Raw genomic sequence first — 17,822 nt, forward strand, 5'->3', positions numbered from 1 at the left:
GTCAGCCGGGCGCGGCGGCGCGCAGCTGCGCCGGCACCTCCCGGTCGAGCGCGGCGTCGGCCAGCGCCGGGCCGAGCACCGGGGCGAACTTGAACAGGTTGTCGCCCCACACGACGACCACCGCCCCGGCGACCGCGGCGCGGACGCCGTCGCCGAGCCCGGGCGGGGAGGCGCAGTAGACGGTCTCCACGACCTCGGGCAGCGCCCCGGTCACGTGCTCGGCGACGTAGGCGGTCACCAGCTCCCGGGAACGCAGCTCGACGGCCTCGCGGCCGGACTCCCAGCTCTCGTCGAGCTGGTCGGAGTGCGCGCCGATCGCCCAGCGGCCCGGCCCGACGAGGTGGCCGTAGCTGCCGAACCCGGGGCGCCAGCTCCCGGAGCGGTCGATCCAGGCCGGCGGGACGGCGCCGGGGTCGCGCAGCGCGAAGGTGAAGCGGGTGTGGTGGACCAGCGCGTCGGGCACCGCGACGCCCACCTGCGCGGCCAGCGCCGGCGTCCCCGTGCCGGCGGCGACCACCACGGCGTCGAAGGTCGCGGTTCGCGTCGCGGAGGCCACCTCGACCACACCACCGACGGGGCGCAACTCCTCGACGGTCTCGCCGATCAGCGCGGGGCCGACCACGTCGAGCAGGAAGCGGCCGGTGTCGGCGGCCCGGACGACCCCGCCGGTCGGGTCGCGCAGGAACGGCCCGCCCGCCGCGGCGGCGGGGAGCGCGGGCGGCGCATCGGTGACCTCGAAGGGCGCGCCGGCCGCGGACATGGCGGCGGCCCAGGCGTCGATGTCGCCGCTGACGACCGTGCCCTCGTCGCCGACGAGGGGCCGCCCGGCCCGTTCGCCCCATGCGCTCCACCGCTCCCGTGCCCGCGCGGCCCACTCGACGAGCTCGGGGCGCTGGTGGGCGAGGCGGAAGATGCGGGTGTCGCCGACCGAACGCGCCGCCATCGGCGCCCCCGACTCGTAGCAGCCCACATCGTGGCCCCTGACCAGCAGTTCGGCAGCGGTGGCCAGCCCGACGACCCCGGCCCCGATCACGGCGATCCGCACGGGGACCGACGATAACGGCGGGCCCGTACGGCCCAGCCACTTACCGAACGTCACAAAAATGTGACCCATGCCACATGTTGTAACGATCACTGGCCCGACTGCCACGGCAAAGACCGCTTTACGCGCTCCAGGAACGGTCGACGGTCACGAATTGTGATCGATTGTGGGCGAGCGGGCACCGGCGCGGACGATTCCGGCCCCGGAAACACGAGAGAGCCGTTCGGGGCATCGCCCTAGCGCTAATGGTCCCCATTCGGCTACAACGTGGCTCACGAACAGTGATGACGGAGCGCCCAGCAACCGCTACGGAAAGTTTCTCTCCGCAGGCCGACGGATTGGTGCGAGCGCACAGAAACCGGACACCCGCGGCTGTTGCGGTGAACCAGGTGATCGATCCCGACGTGAAGCCTCGGCGAACGAGCGGGTCCTGGCAGGTTGCTAGAGTCCGGCGCCATGACGACGGCGGAGCGGCAGGTCGTGGTTCCCGCCCCCGGCGCCACACCTCGACCGGAGACCCGCGGACGGCCCGGGGGGCGCCTCGCGCCCGCCCACCGCGACGGGCTCGCCCTGGTGCTGAGCTCCGGTCTGACCTCGGCGGTCGGACTGCTCTACTGGGTCATCGCCGCGCGCCTCTTCCCGCCGGCCGTGCTGGGCGTCAACCAGGTCGCGCTGAACACGATGATGCTGCTCGGCAGCGTGGCGCACCTGAACATGACCTACGCGCTGCTGCGGTTCGTGCCCGTCGCCGGCCTGGCGGCCCGCAGGCTGGTCGGCTTCGGCTACCTCGCCGCCATCATCTTCGCCGCGATCGTCGGCGGGGTCTTCGCGCTCGGCGCCGGGGTGTGGGCCCCCCAGCTCGTCGAGGGCTGGGGCCACGGCCGGCTGATCGTGTTCTTCCTGGTCGCAACGCCCGTCTGGTCGCTGTTCGTGATCCAGGACTTCGTGCTCACCGCGGTCAAGAGGGCCACCGCCGTCCCCGCCGAGAACGCCGTCTTCTCGGTGCTCAAGATCGCTCTGCTGCTGGTGGCCTTCGTGGGCGCCGTCGACGGCGGCATCGCGATCTCCTGGGTCATCTCGACCGCCGTGATCGTGCTGGGGATCAACGTCTGGCTGCTGCTCAAGGTGCTGCCGGCGCACGGCCGGGCCACCGTCTCCGACGCCACCCCGATCACCCTCGGTGGCTTCACCCGGTTCATCCGCGCCGACTACGCCGGCGCCGTGCTGTGGCAGTGCGCCCTGTTCGGCCTACCGCTGCTCGTCCTGGCCCGGCTGGATGCCGAGTCCGCGGCCGTCTACGGCATCGTCTGGACGATCTCCCAGGCGCTCTACACCGTCTCCTCCGGCATGGGCCAGTCGATGGTGGCGCACAGCGCCTCCGACCTGGCCGGCCTGGAGAAGGCCCGCAAGGCCATGGTGCGCCGGGCGATGACGCTGGTCGTCCCGGTCGCCGCGGTCGTCTCCATCGGCGCGCCGCTGTGGCTGATGGTCTTCGGCGACCACTACGCGGCCAACGGCTCGATGGCGCTGATCCTGGCCTCGCTGTCGGCGATCCCGAACGTCATCACCGCCTCGACGGTCAACGCCGCGCGCGTGCGCCAGCGCATGGGCGTGCTGTTCGGGGTGCCGGCCACGCTCGCGGTGTCGGTCATCCTCGGGTCCTGGCTGCTGATGCCGCACATCGGCATCACCGCGGTCGGCCTGTCCTGGCTGGTCGCCCAGACCCTGATGGCCATCGGCATCCTGATCGCCACCGCGCCGTGGCTGCCGCCGCTGCTGAGCACCCGCATCGACGCCATGCGCAGCGCGGCGCTGGTGCGCCGGGTCCGCCCGCTGGCCCACGAGCACAACGCCGCGTCCCCGGAGGAGTGGGACCTCGGCGAGCTGATCGCCGGCAAGTCCGACTCCATCGTCATCGACTTCAAGAACCTCTCCGGTGGCACCGGCGCGCTGCTCAAGGCCGCCGACAGCGTCGCGGGGCGCTCGCAGCTGCTCCGCCAGACCGAGGTGCTCGACCGCCTGCACGCCGACACCCGCCTCGGCGGCTGGCGGTCGCTGGTGCCCACCATCGAGCGCGCCGGCTACGTCGGCGGCAGCTACTGCATCGTGGAGGCCCGGCTGCCGGGCGAGCGCGGCGTCGGGGCGCTCTACGACCTGAGCCGCACCCGCCGGTTCCGCTCCAGCGCGATCGCCACGATCTCGGAGTTCCACCGGCTCACCTCCACGCCGGTGGTCGCCGGCGACGCCCAGCTGGTCCGCTGGATCCACGAGCCGATGGCCGAGGTCGTCGGGGCGCTGCCCAAGGCCCACCGGCCGGCCGCGCTCGCCCTGGCCGACCTGCTCGCCGACCACGTCCGCGGCGCCGTGGTGGCCACCGGGTGGGCGCACGGCGACTACACCCCCGACAACGTCCTCACCGACCCGGCCGGCCAGGTCGTCGCCGTCATCGACTGGTGCCAGGCCGACGAGCTGGGCATGCCGCTGATGGACGTCAGCGGCTTCCACCTGGTGGCCACGTTCATGGTCACCGACGGCGCCGAGCTGGGCGCGACCGTGCTCAACCGGCTCACCGACATCCGCCCCGCCGACCACCAGCTCTTCGCCCGCACCCAGCGGATGCTGGGCAGCGACGTGCTCGACAGCCGGGTCGTGATGCTCCTGGGCTGGCTCATGCACGTGGCCCACAACATCGAGAAGTCGTCGCAGTTCGCGGCCAACCCGCTGTGGGTGCGCCGCAACCTGGTCACGGTGGTGCAGGGGGCGCCGGAGCTGCTGTCGCGGCCGTCGCGCCCGGCGCGGCGGCACCGGCCGCAGCCGCAGCAGCTGTTCGTGCCGCCGACGAACGGCCGCGTGTCACTCTGACCGGGACCTGCCGGCCGCCCGGTCACACCGGGTTGCCATGATGTTCTCCCACAGCACCGGCGCCCTCCCGGTCGTGCCACGGACAGAAGGACCCGGTCTTGTCGCTGCTCTCCCACTTCCGCCGGTCGTCGACCACGGAGCGGGACGACACGGCGGTCGCCGACGCCCGCGTCGACACCGACGCTGACACCGACGGCGCTGACACCGACGGCGCCGTGGAGCCGCAGCGCCCCCGCCGGCCCGTGCTGATCGCGCTCGCGTGGCTGCTCACCACCCTGGCCGCGCTGCTCGTGCTGGTCGCGCTGCTCGCGCCGGGCCGGCTGGCCGACCTGACCGTCGGCGCCTTCCTGCGGCTGCCGGTCGAGGCCATCGTCTGCCTCGCGGTGCTGCTCCTGCTGCCCGTGCGGGCGCGGCGGGTGCTCGCGCCGGTGCTGGGATTCGTGCTGGCCGTGCTGCTCATCCTGCGGATCCTCGACCTCGGCTTCCTGTCCGTGCTCGACCGCGAGTTCAACGTGCTGGTCGACTGGAAGCAGCTCGGCGACGCGCTCAACGTCCTGCGCGACTCGATCGGCGAGACCGCCACGACCGCCGCCACGGTCGGCGCCATCGCCCTGGCCGTCGCGCTGATGGTCCTGCTCCCGCTGGCGGTCAACCGGCTGACCCGGCTCGCCGGCCGGCGCCGGCCGCTCGCGCTGCGGGTGCTGGCCGTCGCCGCCCCGGTGTGGCTCGTCTGCGCCCTGCTCGGCGTGCAGGTCGTCCCGGGCGTCCCGGTCGCCTCGGCCAACGCGGCCGACATGCTGACCGACCGCAGCGTCCAGGTCGTCAGCAGCATCCGCGACCGCTACGTCTTCGCCGACGAGATCGCCGTCGACGCCTACCGCGACACCCCCGGCGACCAGCTCCTCACCGCGCTGCGCGGCAAGGACGTGCTGTTCACGTTCATCGAGAGCTACGGCCGCAGCGCGCTGGAGAACCCCGAGTACGCGCCGGAGATGAACGCGCTGCTCGACCGGGGCACCCAGCGCCTCGCCGCGGCCGGCTTCACCGCCCGCACCGGCTACCTGACCTCCTCGACGTCCGGCGGCAACAGCTGGCTCGCCCACGCCGCCCTGATGGCCGGCGTGTGGACCAACGACCAGCAGCGCTACAACCAGGTCGTGCAGACCGACCGCCTCACCCTGAACAAGGCGTTCGGCAAGGCGGGCTGGCGGACCGTCGGCGTGATGCCGGGCATCACCAAGGAGTGGCCGGAGGGCCGCTTCTTCGGCTACCAGCACCTCTACGACAAGCCCACCCTCGACTACCACGGCCCCAACTTCGGCTGGGGCCCCATCCCCGACCAGTTCACGATGAAGCGGCTGCACGAAGGCGAGCTCAGCACCCCCGGCCACCCGCCGGTGATGGCCGAGATCGCCCTCGTCTCCAGCCACTGGCCGTGGGCCCCGCTGCCGCGCACCGTCGGCTGGGACGAACTCGGCGACGGCTCGATCTTCAACCCGCAGATCGCCGAGGGCCTCACCTACGAGGAGGTCTGGGCCGACGAGTCCCGCGTGCGCGCGGAGTACCGCCGCTCGCTGGAGTACACGATGGAGACCGTGATCTCCTACGCCGAGACCTACGGCGACGACAACACCGTGATGGTCGTCCTCGGCGACCACCAGCCGGCCCCGAACATCACCGGCGAAGGCGCCGGCCGTGATGTGCCCATCACGATCCTGGCCCGCGACCCCGCCGTTCTGGACCGCATCGCCGACTGGGGCTGGCGCGACGGCCTCGCCCCGGCCCCGGACTCCCCGGTGTGGCGGATGGACGAGTTCCGCGACCGGTTCCTGGCGGCGTACGGGCCCGGTTAGAGCCGCCTTCGGCGGCTTCTTGGGGCCTCCGGCGGCTCCTGCGCGGCGGGCGGGTCGTCGTCGCAGAGTTTGTGTGCTCGTCGCAGGGGCCGCGGCCTCTGCGAGGAGTAGGCGGACTCTGCGACGTGGGCGGGCGCGGGTGTCCGGGCGCCGGTGCGCTCCGCGCCGACGCCGGCGGCAACGACGAACGCCAGCCCGACGACCGCCCCCGTGCCGGGCACCTGGTGCAGCACCAGCAGACCGATCACCAGCGCGATCGCCGGCTCCAGGCTCATCAACGTGCCGAACGCCGCCGCCGTCAGCCGCCGCAGCGCCAGCAGTTCCAGGCAGAACGGGATCACCGGCAGCAGCGCCGCGATCCCGAGCCCGGCCAGCACCAGCTCGGCGGTGAGCTCCCCGAACACCGACGGGCCGGCCACCGCCGTGGCGAGCAGCCCGGCGACCGGCATCGACACCGCCAGCCCTCGGATGCCGGTGACCTCGTCGCCGACCCGCTGGGTCAGCACGATGTAGGCGGCCCAGCAGACCGCGGCGCCGAGCGCGAACCCGACGCCGAGCAGGTCGACGTCCCCGTGCCAGGGCTCGGTCAGCAGCAGGACGCCGACGGCGGCGAACGCCGGCCACAGCAGCCGCCTGGCGCCCCCGCGGCCGCGGAACACCGCCACCGCGAGCGGTCCGAGGAACTCCAGGGCGCTCGCGGTGCCCAGCGGCAGCCGCGCGACGGCGGCCATGAACAGCATGGTCACCCCGCCGGTGACGATCCCGAGCGCGACGCAGGCCAGGAAGCCGGAGCGGGTGAACCACGACGGGCGGGGGCGCACGACGACCGCGAACAGCACGCCCGCCCAGGCCAGCCGGAGCCAGGCCACGCCGTCGGGGTCGAGCTGGTCGAGCAGCCCGACCGACACGGCCAGGCCCAGCTGCACGCAGGTCATGGCGGCGACGGCGAGGGTGGCGCCGGTGCGGCCGGCGGCGGGGGGTGGGGTCACCGATCCAGTAGACGTCCCACAAACCGTCCAGGTCCACGCGCTGATCGTGGACAAACCGTTCGTCGAAGATGGACGATTCGGTGGTGGAGACCCGCCGCCTGCAGTTCCTCCTCGAACTGGCCCGTCTCGGGTCCATGCGCGCGGTGGCCGAGGAGATGCACGTCACCACCTCCACGGTGTCCCAGCAGATCGCGGTGCTGGCGCGCGAGGTCGGCACCGCGCTCGTCGAGCCGGTGGGGCGCAGGGTGCGGCTCACCCCGGCCGGGCGCAGGCTGGCCGAGCACGCCGTCACCATCCAGGCCGCGGTGGAGGCGGCCCGGCTCGACCTCGATCCGAGCTGCGAGCCCACCGGAACGCTGCGGGTCGCCGCGTTCGAGACCGCCATCCGCCGCACCCTGCTGCCCATCGCCTTCGACCTCGCCGTCGACCGTCCCGGGCTGCGGCTGCTGTTCCACGAGCACGAGCCGGACGAGGCGTTCGCCCTGCTCGCCGCCGACCGCGTCGACCTCGCCCTCGTCTACGACTACGACCTCGCCCCCGCGCCGTTCGACGCGTCGCTGGCGGCCACGCCGCTGTGGACGGCGCCGTGGTCGCTCGCGGTCCCGGCCGCCGACGAGGTGCCGGCCGGCACGGCGCTGGACGCCTTCGCCGCCCAGCGGGACCGCGACTGGATCGTCAACTCGCGCGGGACCGCCGACGAGCGGGCCGTGCGGACCGTGGCCTCGATGGCGGGCTTCGAGCCGCGGATCGTCCAGCGCATCGACCACCTCGACCTGGTCCAGGACATGATCGCCGGCGGGTTCGGGGTCGGGCTGCTGCCCGCGGCGCTGCCCCTGCGACCGGAGGTCCGGCTGATCGCGCTGCACGACCCGCGGGTGGTGCTGCGGTCGTACGCGGTGCACCGCCGCGGCCGGGCCGACTGGCCGCCGCTGGCCCTGCTGCTGCGCCTGCTCGTCGACCGGTCGGGCACCGGCGTCCCGTAGCGGAGCGCGCGAGCGCGGACCGGCGGGAGCGCGCGCCCGATCATCACCCGAGCCCGGGCACACCCACCGATGACCAGGCCGGTCGGGCGTCAGCCGGGCACCGCCGCCAGTTCGGGGTCCTCCTCGCCGTTCTCCGGCACGACCTCCAGGAGCCCGCGCTCGCGCACGACCCGCACCGAGAGCGTCTTGTAGCCGACCTCGTCGAACATCACCGTCAGCTCCTGCGCGTCCGAGGACACCACCACGCCACGGCCCCACTCGACGTGGCGGACGCTGCCGTTCACCGGGAAGTCGGCGTTCTGCTCCGTCGCCTCGGTGGCGGTGCCGGCGTCGCACCGGTCGCAGTTGCCGCAGCTCCGGGAGAGCCGCTCGCCGAAGTAGCCGAGCAGGAACCGGCGCCGGCAGTCGGTGGTCTCGGCGTAGCCGCGCATCATCTCGATCCGCGAGCGGACCAGCTGCTGGCGGGTCTCGGCGACCTCGACGGCCCGGCGCACGGCGTCCTCGGGGGCGGTGCGGTCGTCGAGGTACTCCAGCCCGCCGTCCTCGGCCGTGACCAGGACGCCGGCCTCCTCCAGCAGGTTGATCGCGCGCGTGCGCCTCGCCGGGGAGGCGTCGACCTCGTCGGCCAGCCGGGTCGGGAGCATCGGGCCGTCGTGCCGCGCCACGGCGCGGGCCACCTCGCGCAGCGCGTCCTCGGGGGCCCTGGCGGCGGTCAGGAAGCGCTGCAGGCCGAGGTCCTCCGGGCGGTAGTGCAGCTCGACGACGGCCGGCTCGCCGTCCCGGCCCGCCCGCCCGACCTGCTGGTAGTAGGAGTCCAGCGACTCCGGCACCGAGGCGTGCACGACGTAGCGCACGCCGGGCTTGTCGATGCCCATGCCGAACGCCGACGTCGCCACCACGACGTCCAGCTCGTCGGCCAGGAACTGCTCGTGCACGCGCTCGCGGTCGGCCCTGCCCATCCCCGCGTGGTACGCCGCGGCGCGCAGGCCCTGCGCGGCCAGCGCCTCCGCGTAGGACTCGGCGTCCTTGCGGGTCGCCACGTAGAGCAGGCCGCCGCGGGTGCCGGGACCGGCGTCGAGCTCGCGCACCCTGGCCAGCACCCCGCGGCGCTTCGCGTCCTCCTCCAGCGCGGTGACGACGCCCAGGTGCAGGTTGGGCCGGTCGAACCCGCCGACCACCTCGCGGTGCCCGCGCAGGCCGAGCCGGGTCACGATGTCGCGGCGCACCGGCAGCGCGGCGGTCGCCGTCATCGCGACCACCGTCGGGTGCCCCAGGCGCTCGACGACCTGGCCGAGGCGCAGGTAGTCGGGGCGGAAGTCGTGGCCCCACGCCGAGACGCAGTGCGCCTCGTCCACCACGAACAGCCCGATCCGCAGCTCGGCGAGCCGCTCGACGGTCTCCGGATTGGCCAGCTGCTCGGGCGCCAGGAACAGGTACCCGGCCTCGCCCTCGCGGACCGCCCGCCAGGCCTCCTCCCGCTCGGCGGGCCGCTGGGCGGAGTTCACCGCCACCGCGCCCGGCGCCCGGGTGTCGCCGATCGACCCCACCTGGTCGCGCTGCAGCGCCAGCAGCGGCGACACCACCAGCGTCGGGCCGTCGACCAGCAGGGCAGGGACCTGGTAGATCGCGCTCTTGCCGAACCCGGTGGGCAGCACGACGAGCACGTCGTGGCCGGCCACCACGTGCGCCATCGCGGCCCGCTGCTCGTCGCGCAGGCGCGACCAGCCGAACGTCCGATCGGCGACCCGTTGCAGCTTCCGCCCGTGCCACCGCGCCCGCATCCGCTCCCACACGCAGGCGCTCTACCCGGGTCGCCCGATCGGGGAAACCCGGTGCGCCCAGCGGTCAGCCGGCGCCGACGACGTGCAGCAGCTCGCGGTCCCGGACCACCTGCAGCGCGAGGGTCTTGTAACCGACCTCCTCGAACAGCACCGTCAGCTCGTCCTGGTCGGAGGAGACCACCACACCGGGGCCCCACTCGGCGTGCCGGACGGTGCTGCTGACCGGGAACTCCTCGCTCTCGCTGAGGCTGTCCTCGGCGGTGCCGGCGTCGCAGGTGTCGCAGTTGCCGCAGCGCCGCGGCAGCGGCTCGCCGAAGTAGCCGAGCAGGAACCGGCGCCGGCAGTCGGTGGTCTCGGCGTAGCCGCGCATCATCTCGATCCGCGAGCGGACCAGCTGCTGGCGGGTCTCGGCGACCTCTACCGCGCGCTCCACGGCCTCCGCGGGCCGGGTGTCCTCGTCGAGGTACTCCAGCCGGCCCTTCTCCGTGGTGGCCAGGGCCCCGGCCTCTTCGAGGAGGTTGACCGCGCGCGTCCGCTTGACCGGGGAGACGTCGACCTCGGCCTTGAGGTCGGCCGGCTTCACCGGCCCGTCGTGGCGCTCCACCGCCTTCGCGACCTGCGCCAGCGCGTCCTCGGGTGCCTTCGCGGCGGTCAGGAAGCGCTGCAGGTTGAGGTCCTCCGGGCGGTAGTGCAGCTCGACGACGGCCGGTTCGCCGTCGCGGCCGGCCCGCCCGACCTGCTGGTAGTAGGAGTCCAGGGACTCCGGCGCCGAGGCGTGCAGGACGTAGCGGACGTCGGGCTTGTCGATGCCCATGCCGAACGCCGAGGTCGCCACCACGACGTCCAGGTCGTCGGCCAGGAACCGTTCGTGCACCCGCTCCCGGTCGGCCTTGCGCATGCCGGCGTGGTACGCCTCGGCGCGCATCCCCTCGCCGGACAGCGCCTCGGCGTAGGACTCGGCGTCCTTGCGCGTGGCCACGTAGACCAGGCCGCCGTGGGTGACCGGGTCGGCGTCCAGCTCGCGGGTGCGGGCGACGACCTCGCGGCGCTTCGCGTCGTCGTCGAGGGCGGTGACGACGGTGAGGTGCAGGTTGGGCCGGTCGAAGCTGGCGATCACCTCGCGGTGCTCGCGCAGGCCGAGCCGCTCGACGATGTCGCGGCGCACGGGCAGCGCGGCGGTCGCCGTCAAGGCGATCACCGTCGGGTGCCCGAGGCGCGCGATGACGTGGCCCACCCGCAGGTAGTCGGGCCGGAAGTCGTGGCCCCACGCCGAGACGCAGTGCGCCTCGTCCACCACGAACAGCCCGATCCCGATGCCGGCCAGCCGCTCGACGGTCTCCTCGTTGGCCAGCTGCTCGGGAGCCAGGAACAGGTACTCGGCCTCGCCCTCGCGCACCGCGCGCCAGGCCTCTTCCCGCTCGGACGCGCGCTGGGCCGAGTTCACCGCGACCGCGTCCGGCGCCCGGGTGTCCTCGATCGACTCCACCTGGTCCTGCTGCAGGGCCAGCAGCGGCGACACGACCAGCGTCGGACCCTCGGTGAGCACCGTGGGGACCTGGTAGATCGCGCTCTTGCCGGCCCCGGTGGGCAGCACGACGAGCACGTCGTGGCCGGCCACGACGTGCTCCATGGCCGCCCGCTGGTCGCCGGTCAGCCGGGACCATCCGAAGGTCCGGTCGGCCACCCGCTGCAACTCGTCGTTCCGCTTCGACACGCGCCCAACTACCCGGGGCGCCGGGTCGGAAACCCGGCCGCGGTCAGCGGGCCGTCCAGCCCGTCCAGCGGGTCGGCGTCACCACCAGCACGGGGCCGGCCGGCGGCGCCGCGGCGTAGGGCCGGTACTTGCCGACCAGCGCGGCCAGCGCGCGGTCGCGCAGGCCACCGTCGTGGTGCACGGCGGCGGTGCCGTCCACCCGCACCCACCACAGCTGCGACCAGTCGTCGGCGTAGTGGTCGGCGACGAGACCGACGCGCGGGTCGCGCTCGACGTCGGCCAGCCGGGCCAGCCGGGTGGTGGTCTTGGGCTTGACCTGGTCGACGGCCGAGCACACCAGGCCGTCGACGACCACGAACGTCACCGGGACCAGGCGCGGGGTGCCGTCGGCGCGCAGCGTCGCCAGCCGGGCCGCCGGGGCTGCGGTGAAACGGGCGAGCCGGTCGGCCGGGGCGAGGTCGGGCACCCGTCCAGTGTGGCCCACCGACCGGCGGCCCACGGGAATCCGCCCGGGGAACTTTGTCGGAACGGCCCGTCGCAATCGACCCCCGACGATTCCCCCGCGGCGACCGGGCCGTTCCGCAAGCGACGCTACACGCGCTCGGGGACGACGGACGCGACCGCGCCGGACGGGGCGGACCGCTCGACCGCGCCGGACGCCCGCCCGCGCGTCAACAACGGGCCGCTCGTCGCAGCGACCCGCTCCGCTGCAGGTCGGAGGCGGTGCAACGGTTGGCATGAACCCGCCACGGCGGGACAGCGGACCGCACAACCGCGGTCACGCAGCGCGTTGCGGCGGGCCCACCGGCCGGACGCGAACGGGCTGCGGGAATCGCCGACGGCGATTCCCGCAGCCCCCGGCTCAGCGGCCGCCGGTGTCGTCGAGCAATTGGGGGTCGGGCAGCAGCCGGTCGAGCAGGTCCTGCATCGTGACCATTCCCAGCAGCCGGTCGCCGTCCTCGACGAGCGCGAACTGGGCGCGCCCGCGGCGCAGCGTGCTCAGCGCGTCGTGCACGGGCACGTCGCCGGGCAGGGTGGGCGCCGGGCGCATCAGCTGCTCGGCGGTCGCCGTCGGCTCGGCGGCCAGGGTGTCGCGGACGTGCACGACGCCGACCGGCTCCCCGGCCCGGCGCACGAGCAGCCGCAGGTGCCCGCTGTCCCGGGAGACCTCCCGCACCCGGTCGACGGCGTCGTCGGCCTCGACCGCGCTGATCTCCGCCGCGGGCCGCACCAGCGTGCGCAGGGTGGCGGTGTCCAGCTCCAGCGCGGCGAGCAGCTGGTCGCGGCGCTCGCGGTCGAGCGCACCGGCCCGCGCCGAGTGGTCGACCAGCTCGCGCAGCGTCTCCGGGTTGCGCCCGGCCGCGACCTCGTCCACCGGCTCCACGCCGACGGCCCGCAGGCAGCCGTTGGCCATCCCGTTGAGCGCCACCAGCAGCGGCCGCGTGACGACCATGAACGCGCGCATCGGCAGGGCCAGCAGCGTCGCCGAGCGCTCGGGGTGCGCGATGGCCCACGACTTGGGCGCCATCTCCCCCACCACCAGGTGCAGGAACGTCACCACCAGCAGCGACAGCACGAACGCGAGCACGTCGGCGGTGGCGGCGGGCAGGCCCCAGCCCTCGAACAACGGCAGGAACAGGTCGTGCACCGCGGGCTTGGCCACGGCGCCGAGCCCCAGGGTGCACAGGGTGATGCCCAGCTGCGAGCCGGCCAGCAGCAGCGACAGGTCGCGGGAGCTGCGCAGCGCGGCGCGGGCGGACGCGCTCGTCCGCGCGGCCTCCTCCAGCCGGTAGCGGCGGGCCGCGACCAGCGCGAACTCGATCGCCACGAAGAACGCGCTCAGCGCGATGAGGGCGACCCCGACCACGAGCGAGCCGACCGGTCCGATCCCGCTCACGACGGACTCCCTTCGGTGCCGCCTCCGCGCGCGGGTTCGTGGTCCGACCAGCGCAGCTCGATCGTCTCGGCGACACGGCGGGCCACCGTGCGCACCGTCAGCACCAGCACCCGCTCCGGCTCGTCGGTGGCCCCGCGCAGCGCCAGCTCGACGGTGTCGCCCGGCTCGGGCAGCCGACCGAGGCAGCTGGTGAGCAGCCCGCCGATGGTCGTGTAGTCGCCGTGCGGCAGGTCGTGGTCGATCACCCGCTCCACCTCGTCGACGTGCATCGCCCCGGCCACCTGCCACCCGTCGCGGCGCGCCGTCGGCCCGGTGTCGACACCGGCCGGGTCGTGCTCGTCGGTGATCTCCCCGACCAGCTCCTCGGCCACGTCCTCGGCGGTGATCACGCCGGCCAGCCCGCCGTACTCGTCGAGCACGCAGGCCAGCTCGTCGCCCGAGCCGCGCAGCTGCTCCAGCAGCGCGGTCAGCGGCAGCGACTCCGGCACGAACATCGGGGGCCGCATGACGTCACGCGCGGTGCGGTGGGTCCCGGCCGGGGTGAGGGCGAGGACGTCGCGCAGGTGCACGATCCCGACGACGTCGTCGACGCCGTCGCCGGTGACGGGGTAGCGGGAGTGGCCGTGCGCCATCCGCGCCACCAGGTCGGCCAGCGGCAGGTCGGCGACCACCGTGTCGACGCGCGGGCGCGGGATCATCGCCTCGCGCGCGGTGCGGTCGGTGAAGTCGAGCACCCGGTCGAGCAGCGTCGACAACCCCGCCGGCAGCTCACCCTGCTCGCGCGACTCGTCGATGATCGCCTCGAGGTCGCGCGGGGTGGCGGCGTGCTCGACGTCGTGCACCGGCTCGATCCGCACGGCCCGCAGCAGCAGGTTGGACGCGGCGTCGAAGACGCGGATCAGCCAGCCGAGCACCTTGAGGTAGATGAGGGTGGACAGGGCCAGCGCCCGGGCGACCTCGTCGGGACGGGCGATGGCGAGGTTCTTGGGGAACAGCTCCCCCATGACCATCTGCACGACGGTCGCGAGCAGCAGCGCCGCGACGGTGCCGACGACCACGCCGACCCCGGTCGGCACGCCGGCCACGCCGAGCAGCTCGCCGACCCCTTCGCCGATCATCGGCTCGGCCACGTACCCGACCACCAGCCCGGTGACGGTGATACCCAGCTGGGCGCCGGAGAGCATGAACGACGTGCGCTTGGTGACCTCCAGCGCCCGCCGGGCACCCACGTCGCCGCCGGCCGCCGCGGCCCGCAGGCGCGAGCGGTCGACGGCCATGAAGCCGAACTCCTGGGCGACGAAGTACCCGGTCAGCGCGCTGATCGCGATGACGACGAGCACGCCGAGCAGGACCGTGAGGACGGTACCGGTCATCGCGGCGCCCCCGGGGGCCGCGAGCCGTCGGATCGGTGGTGGGCCCGGCGGCTCGCGCCGATACTGGGGGGGTCGTCCATGTCCTCTTCCGGGTGAGCGATCTGTCCGATTCCTACCATTACCACGGACGGCCCCACCACAACCCCGTTCCCGGACGCAACTCATTGCCCGTCCCCCCGTCGAGAACGAAGTTGTCGTGATCAACAGGGCCTGTGGATCACCACAACTTCGTTCTCGACGGGCCTAGGGTGGGCCGGTGAGCGCGCAGACGATCGACGTCATCGAGCCGGCGACCGAACAGGTGCTGGAGAGCGTCGAGGCCACCGACCCCGGCGAGCTGGACGCGATCGTCACCCGGGCCCGCGCCGCCCAGCGCGAGTGGCACGCGGCCGCGCCGCGCGACCGCGCGCAGGCCCTGCGCCGCATCGCCGACGGCCTGGAGGCCGAGCTCGACGAGCTGGCCCGGCTGGAGGCCCGCAACGTCGGCATGCCGATCGGCGACGCCCGGTTCTGCGTGCAGGGCGCGGCCGACACCTTCCGCTACTGCTCCGCCGGGCCGGAGCGGCTGCTCGGCGAGACCATCCCGGTCGCCGGCGGCGTCGACATGACCTTCCGCGAGCCGATCGGCGTGGTCGGGCTGATCACCCCGTGGAACTTCCCGCTGATGATCGAGAGCTGGAAGGTGGCGCCCGCGCTCGCCGCCGGCAACGGCGTCGTGCTCAAGCCCTCGGAGCTCACCCCGCTCACCGCGCGGGCGCTGGCCCGCATCGGCGCCGCGGCCGGGCTGCCCGACGGGCTGCTCACCGTCGTCAACGGCGAGGGCCCGACGGTCGGGCGCGCACTGGTCGACCACCCCGGCATCGGCAAGATCGGCTTCACCGGCTCGACCGCGGTGGGCAAGGACATCGCCCGCCGGGCCGCGGAGAAGATCGCCCGCGTCACCCTGGAACTCGGCGGCAAGTCCGCCTCGATCGTCTTCGCCGACGCCGACCTGCGCGCCGCCGCCGAGGGCCTGCGCGGCGGCGTGTTCGGCAACTCCGGCCAGGACTGCTGCGCGCGCTCGCGGGTGTTCGTGCAGCGCCCGGCGCTGGCGGAGTTCCTGGCGCTGCTGGAGGGGGTCGTCGCCGGGACCGTCGTCGGCGACCCGCTCGACGAGGCCACACACATGGGGCCGCTCATCTCGGCGAAGCAGCGGGAGCGCGTACGCGGCTACGTCGACGGCGCCCCGGTGCTGACCACCGGCTCCGCGCCGGACGGGCCGGGCTACTGGTTCGCCCCGACCGTGCTGCACCCCATCTCCGACGACCACCCCGCCGCCCGCGAGGAGATCTTCGGCCCGGTCGTGTCGGTGCTGCCGTTCGACACCGAGGAGGAAGCCGTGACCAGGGCGAACAACTCGGTCTACGGCCTGTCCGGCTCGGTCTGGACCGGCGACGCCCAGCGCTCGCTGCGGGTGGCCCGCCGGATCGACGCCGGGGCGCTGGCCGTCAACTCCTACAGCTCGGTGCGCGTGCACACCCCGTTCGGCGGCTTCAAGCAGTCCGGCACCGGGCGCGAGCTCGGGCCGCACGCGGTGGAGAGCTACACCGAGGTCAAGAACGTCTTCTTCAGCACGGGCGGCTGAGCCGCGCGCCCCTAGGTATCGCCTCCCAGGAGCAGCAGCACCAGCGCCAGCGCGGTCGCGGCGACCACCCTCCGATGACGCCGGGCCGCGTCGATGATCGTCATGACCGCGTCGCGGGCCGTGCCGAGGATCGCCCGGACGACGTCGCGGGCGGTGCCGGGGCGGAGGCGGACGGCCACGACGAGCGTCAGCGCCGCGCCGGACAGCGCGACGACCGACACGCCGTCCCAGCCGTTGACCGCCCAGACCGTGGTGCCGACGAGACTGCCCAGGGCCTGCGCGGTGGCCTTGACCAGCCCGCCGGCCGAGCGCACCGCGCCCTGCTCGGTCTCGTCGAGGCGGTCGGTGCGGTCGATGACGGCGTTGAGGCCCATCAGCATGGCGGTGCCGGCCACCTCCAGCATCCACAGCGCGACGACCGTGCCGTGCTGCGGGTTCCCGGCCAGGTGCTGGGTGGCCGCGACCACGGCTCCGCCGAGCGACATCAGCGCGGCGGTGCCGATCGCGAACGGGGCGGGCCGGGTCTGCAGGATCCCGGACCGCGGCGGTTCGCCCGCCTGGGCGGGCCCCTCCGCGGCGGCCCGGGTGGTGCGGCGGTCCTCGGCCACGTCGGCCGCGACCACGACGGCCGCGGTGACGGCGCCCCCGCCGAGGAACGCGGCGTTGCCCAGGGTGGTCAGCCCGCCGGAGGCGCCGACCGCGGCGAAGAAGCCCCGCCACACCGAGTCGATCGCCCCGAGCGTGAACGAGTACGCGCCGTACACGGCGGTCACGACGCGCGCGAAGGGGTTCGTCCGCACCACGCGCACCGGGTCGGTGAAGGTCTGGGCGAGCGTGCGCGGCGGCGCCCGGTCCGCCCGCTCGCTGGGGGCGACCAGCCAGGTCGCCGCGGCGAGGACGAGCGCGAGGCCCGACACCACCCCGGTGGCCAGCGTGAGCGACACCGCGTCGAGCACGCCGGTCAGCTTGAGCAGGGCGAACAGGGTGGCGTTCATGCCGAGGGCGGCCAGGCCGAACAGGCCGTCGGCGAGCACGACCCGCTCCCCCGCGGCCCGGCGCTGCGCGGTGGTCCGCCGCACCCAGCGCTGCGCCGCGCCGAACACCGGGACGTTGCCGCTGGCCGACACCCCGGCCAGCGCCGCGGCCAGGTAGTACCCGGGCACCCAGTGGCCGGACGCGGCGAACACGGCGAAGGCGAGCGACGTCCCGGCGAGCACGACCACGCTGAGCAACCGCACCGACAGCTTCTCCCACAGCGGGCCCAGCGCCGCGTAGCCGGCGGCCGCCCCGTTCATCGCGACGACGGCCAGCGCGCCCAGCGGCACCAGGTGGGCGAGGTGCTCGGACGCCCCCAGCTGGGCCATCTCGTAGGTGCTGAACCAGAGCAGGCCGACGGTCAGCGTCGTCGTGGCCAGGTGGAGCAGGCGGTGGGCGCGCGAGGTGCCGCCGCGCCAGGCCGCGCCACGGCCGGCCGCCCGCGCCGTCGCGATGTGCCGGTCCAGCTCGGCCAGCCGGTCGACTGCGCCCGACCGGTCCCCGCCCTCGGCGTCGAGCGCGTCGGCGTCCTCCCGCAGCAGCTCCAGCAGCAGGGCCCGGCGCGGGAGCTGGTCCGCGACCCACCGGTCGGTGGGGATCGCCTCGATGGCCGCCTCCCGCTCCGCGACCGCGGCGCGCAGCGCGGGCCCGTCGACCGGCGCGTCGGCG

General features: G+C 74.4%; 12 protein-coding genes. 4 read left to right on the forward strand and 8 right to left on the reverse strand.

Annotated elements, in window-relative coordinates; all coding sequences use genetic code 11:
- Position 1: 1 nt before the first annotated feature.
- Positions 2 to 1,045, reverse strand: a complete 1,044-nt coding sequence (locus KIK08_RS05660) for an FAD-dependent oxidoreductase (protein WP_214401924.1) — start codon at positions 1,043 to 1,045, stop codon at positions 2 to 4.
- Positions 1,046 to 1,498: 453 nt separating this feature from the next.
- Between KIK08_RS05660 and KIK08_RS05665 the strand changes: the two genes are divergently transcribed.
- Positions 1,499 to 3,904, forward strand: a complete 2,406-nt coding sequence (locus tag KIK08_RS05665) for a phosphotransferase (protein WP_214401925.1) — start codon at positions 1,499 to 1,501, stop codon at positions 3,902 to 3,904.
- A gap of 98 nt (positions 3,905 to 4,002) precedes the next feature.
- Positions 4,003 to 5,757, forward strand: coding sequence for a sulfatase-like hydrolase/transferase (locus KIK08_RS05670; RefSeq protein WP_250556362.1), 1,755 nt, complete (start codon positions 4,003 to 4,005; stop codon positions 5,755 to 5,757).
- Here KIK08_RS05670 and KIK08_RS05675 read toward each other — a convergent pair.
- The gene (locus KIK08_RS05675) at positions 5,754 to 6,746 is read right to left on the reverse strand and encodes an EamA family transporter (RefSeq protein ID WP_308257417.1); all 993 of its coding nucleotides are present in this window, start codon (positions 6,744 to 6,746) and stop codon (positions 5,754 to 5,756) included. The two genes, KIK08_RS05670 and KIK08_RS05675, sit on opposite strands and share 4 nt — an antisense overlap.
- 68 nt (positions 6,747 to 6,814) lie before the next feature.
- Between KIK08_RS05675 and KIK08_RS05680 the strand changes: the two genes are divergently transcribed.
- Positions 6,815 to 7,729 carry a LysR family transcriptional regulator gene (locus KIK08_RS05680; RefSeq protein WP_250556363.1) on the forward strand — a complete coding sequence of 305 codons (915 nt, stop codon included), beginning with the start codon at positions 6,815 to 6,817 and terminating at the stop codon, positions 7,727 to 7,729.
- An 89-nt stretch (positions 7,730 to 7,818) separates the two neighbouring features.
- Here the strand turns inward: KIK08_RS05680 and KIK08_RS05685 are convergent, their stop codons facing one another.
- The 5 genes from KIK08_RS05685 to KIK08_RS05705 form a co-directional block, all read right to left on the reverse strand.
- On the reverse strand, positions 7,819 to 9,510 hold the full coding sequence (locus KIK08_RS05685; RefSeq protein WP_214401937.1) for a RecQ family ATP-dependent DNA helicase: 1,692 nt from the start codon (positions 9,508 to 9,510) through the stop codon (positions 7,819 to 7,821).
- Between the two features lie 64 nt (positions 9,511 to 9,574).
- Positions 9,575 to 11,224, reverse strand: a complete 1,650-nt coding sequence (locus tag KIK08_RS05690) for a RecQ family ATP-dependent DNA helicase (protein WP_214401926.1) — start codon at positions 11,222 to 11,224, stop codon at positions 9,575 to 9,577.
- A 43-nt stretch (positions 11,225 to 11,267) separates the two neighbouring features.
- A complete protein-coding gene (locus KIK08_RS39575) occupies positions 11,268 to 11,690 on the reverse strand; it encodes a TIGR03668 family PPOX class F420-dependent oxidoreductase (RefSeq protein ID WP_308257418.1) in 423 nt (140 codons plus the stop codon).
- Between the two features lie 396 nt (positions 11,691 to 12,086).
- A complete protein-coding gene (locus KIK08_RS05700; protein ID WP_308257419.1) occupies positions 12,087 to 13,121 on the reverse strand; it encodes a hemolysin family protein in 1,035 nt (344 codons plus the stop codon).
- Complete coding sequence (locus KIK08_RS05705; RefSeq protein WP_214401928.1) at positions 13,118 to 14,494, reverse strand: hemolysin family protein; 1,377 nt, start codon at positions 14,492 to 14,494, stop codon at positions 13,118 to 13,120. The genes KIK08_RS05700 and KIK08_RS05705 overlap by 4 nt, the downstream gene beginning before the upstream one ends.
- A 256-nt stretch (positions 14,495 to 14,750) precedes the next feature.
- Here KIK08_RS05705 and KIK08_RS05710 point away from each other — a divergent pair, with 256 nt between their 5' ends.
- On the forward strand, positions 14,751 to 16,118 hold the full coding sequence (locus KIK08_RS05710; protein WP_308257420.1) for an aldehyde dehydrogenase family protein: 1,368 nt from the start codon (positions 14,751 to 14,753) through the stop codon (positions 16,116 to 16,118).
- An 11-nt stretch (positions 16,119 to 16,129) separates the two neighbouring features.
- Here the strand turns inward: KIK08_RS05710 and KIK08_RS05715 are convergent.
- Positions 16,130 to 17,822: hypothetical protein (locus tag KIK08_RS05715; protein WP_214401929.1), on the reverse strand; the 1,693-nt coding region annotated here is incomplete at its 5' end.

Source organism: Pseudonocardia lacus, assembly GCF_018531445.1.
GTDB lineage: Bacteria > Actinomycetota > Actinomycetes > Mycobacteriales > Pseudonocardiaceae > Pseudonocardia > Pseudonocardia lacus.

Excerpts from the sequence above, each read along its gene's own strand:
- KIK08_RS05665 (WP_214401925.1), top strand. The coding sequence starts at position 1,499 with ATGACGACGGCGGAGCGGCAGGTCGTGGTTCCCGCCCCCGGCGCCACA.
- KIK08_RS05680 (WP_250556363.1), top strand. The coding sequence starts at position 6,815 with ATGGACGATTCGGTGGTGGAGACCCGCCGCCTGCAGTTCCTCCTCGAA.
- KIK08_RS05685 (WP_214401937.1), bottom strand. The coding sequence starts at position 9,510 with ATGCGGGCGCGGTGGCACGGGCGGAAGCTGCAACGGGTCGCCGATCGG.
- KIK08_RS05705 (WP_214401928.1), bottom strand. The coding sequence starts at position 14,494 with ATGACCGGTACCGTCCTCACGGTCCTGCTCGGCGTGCTCGTCGTCATC.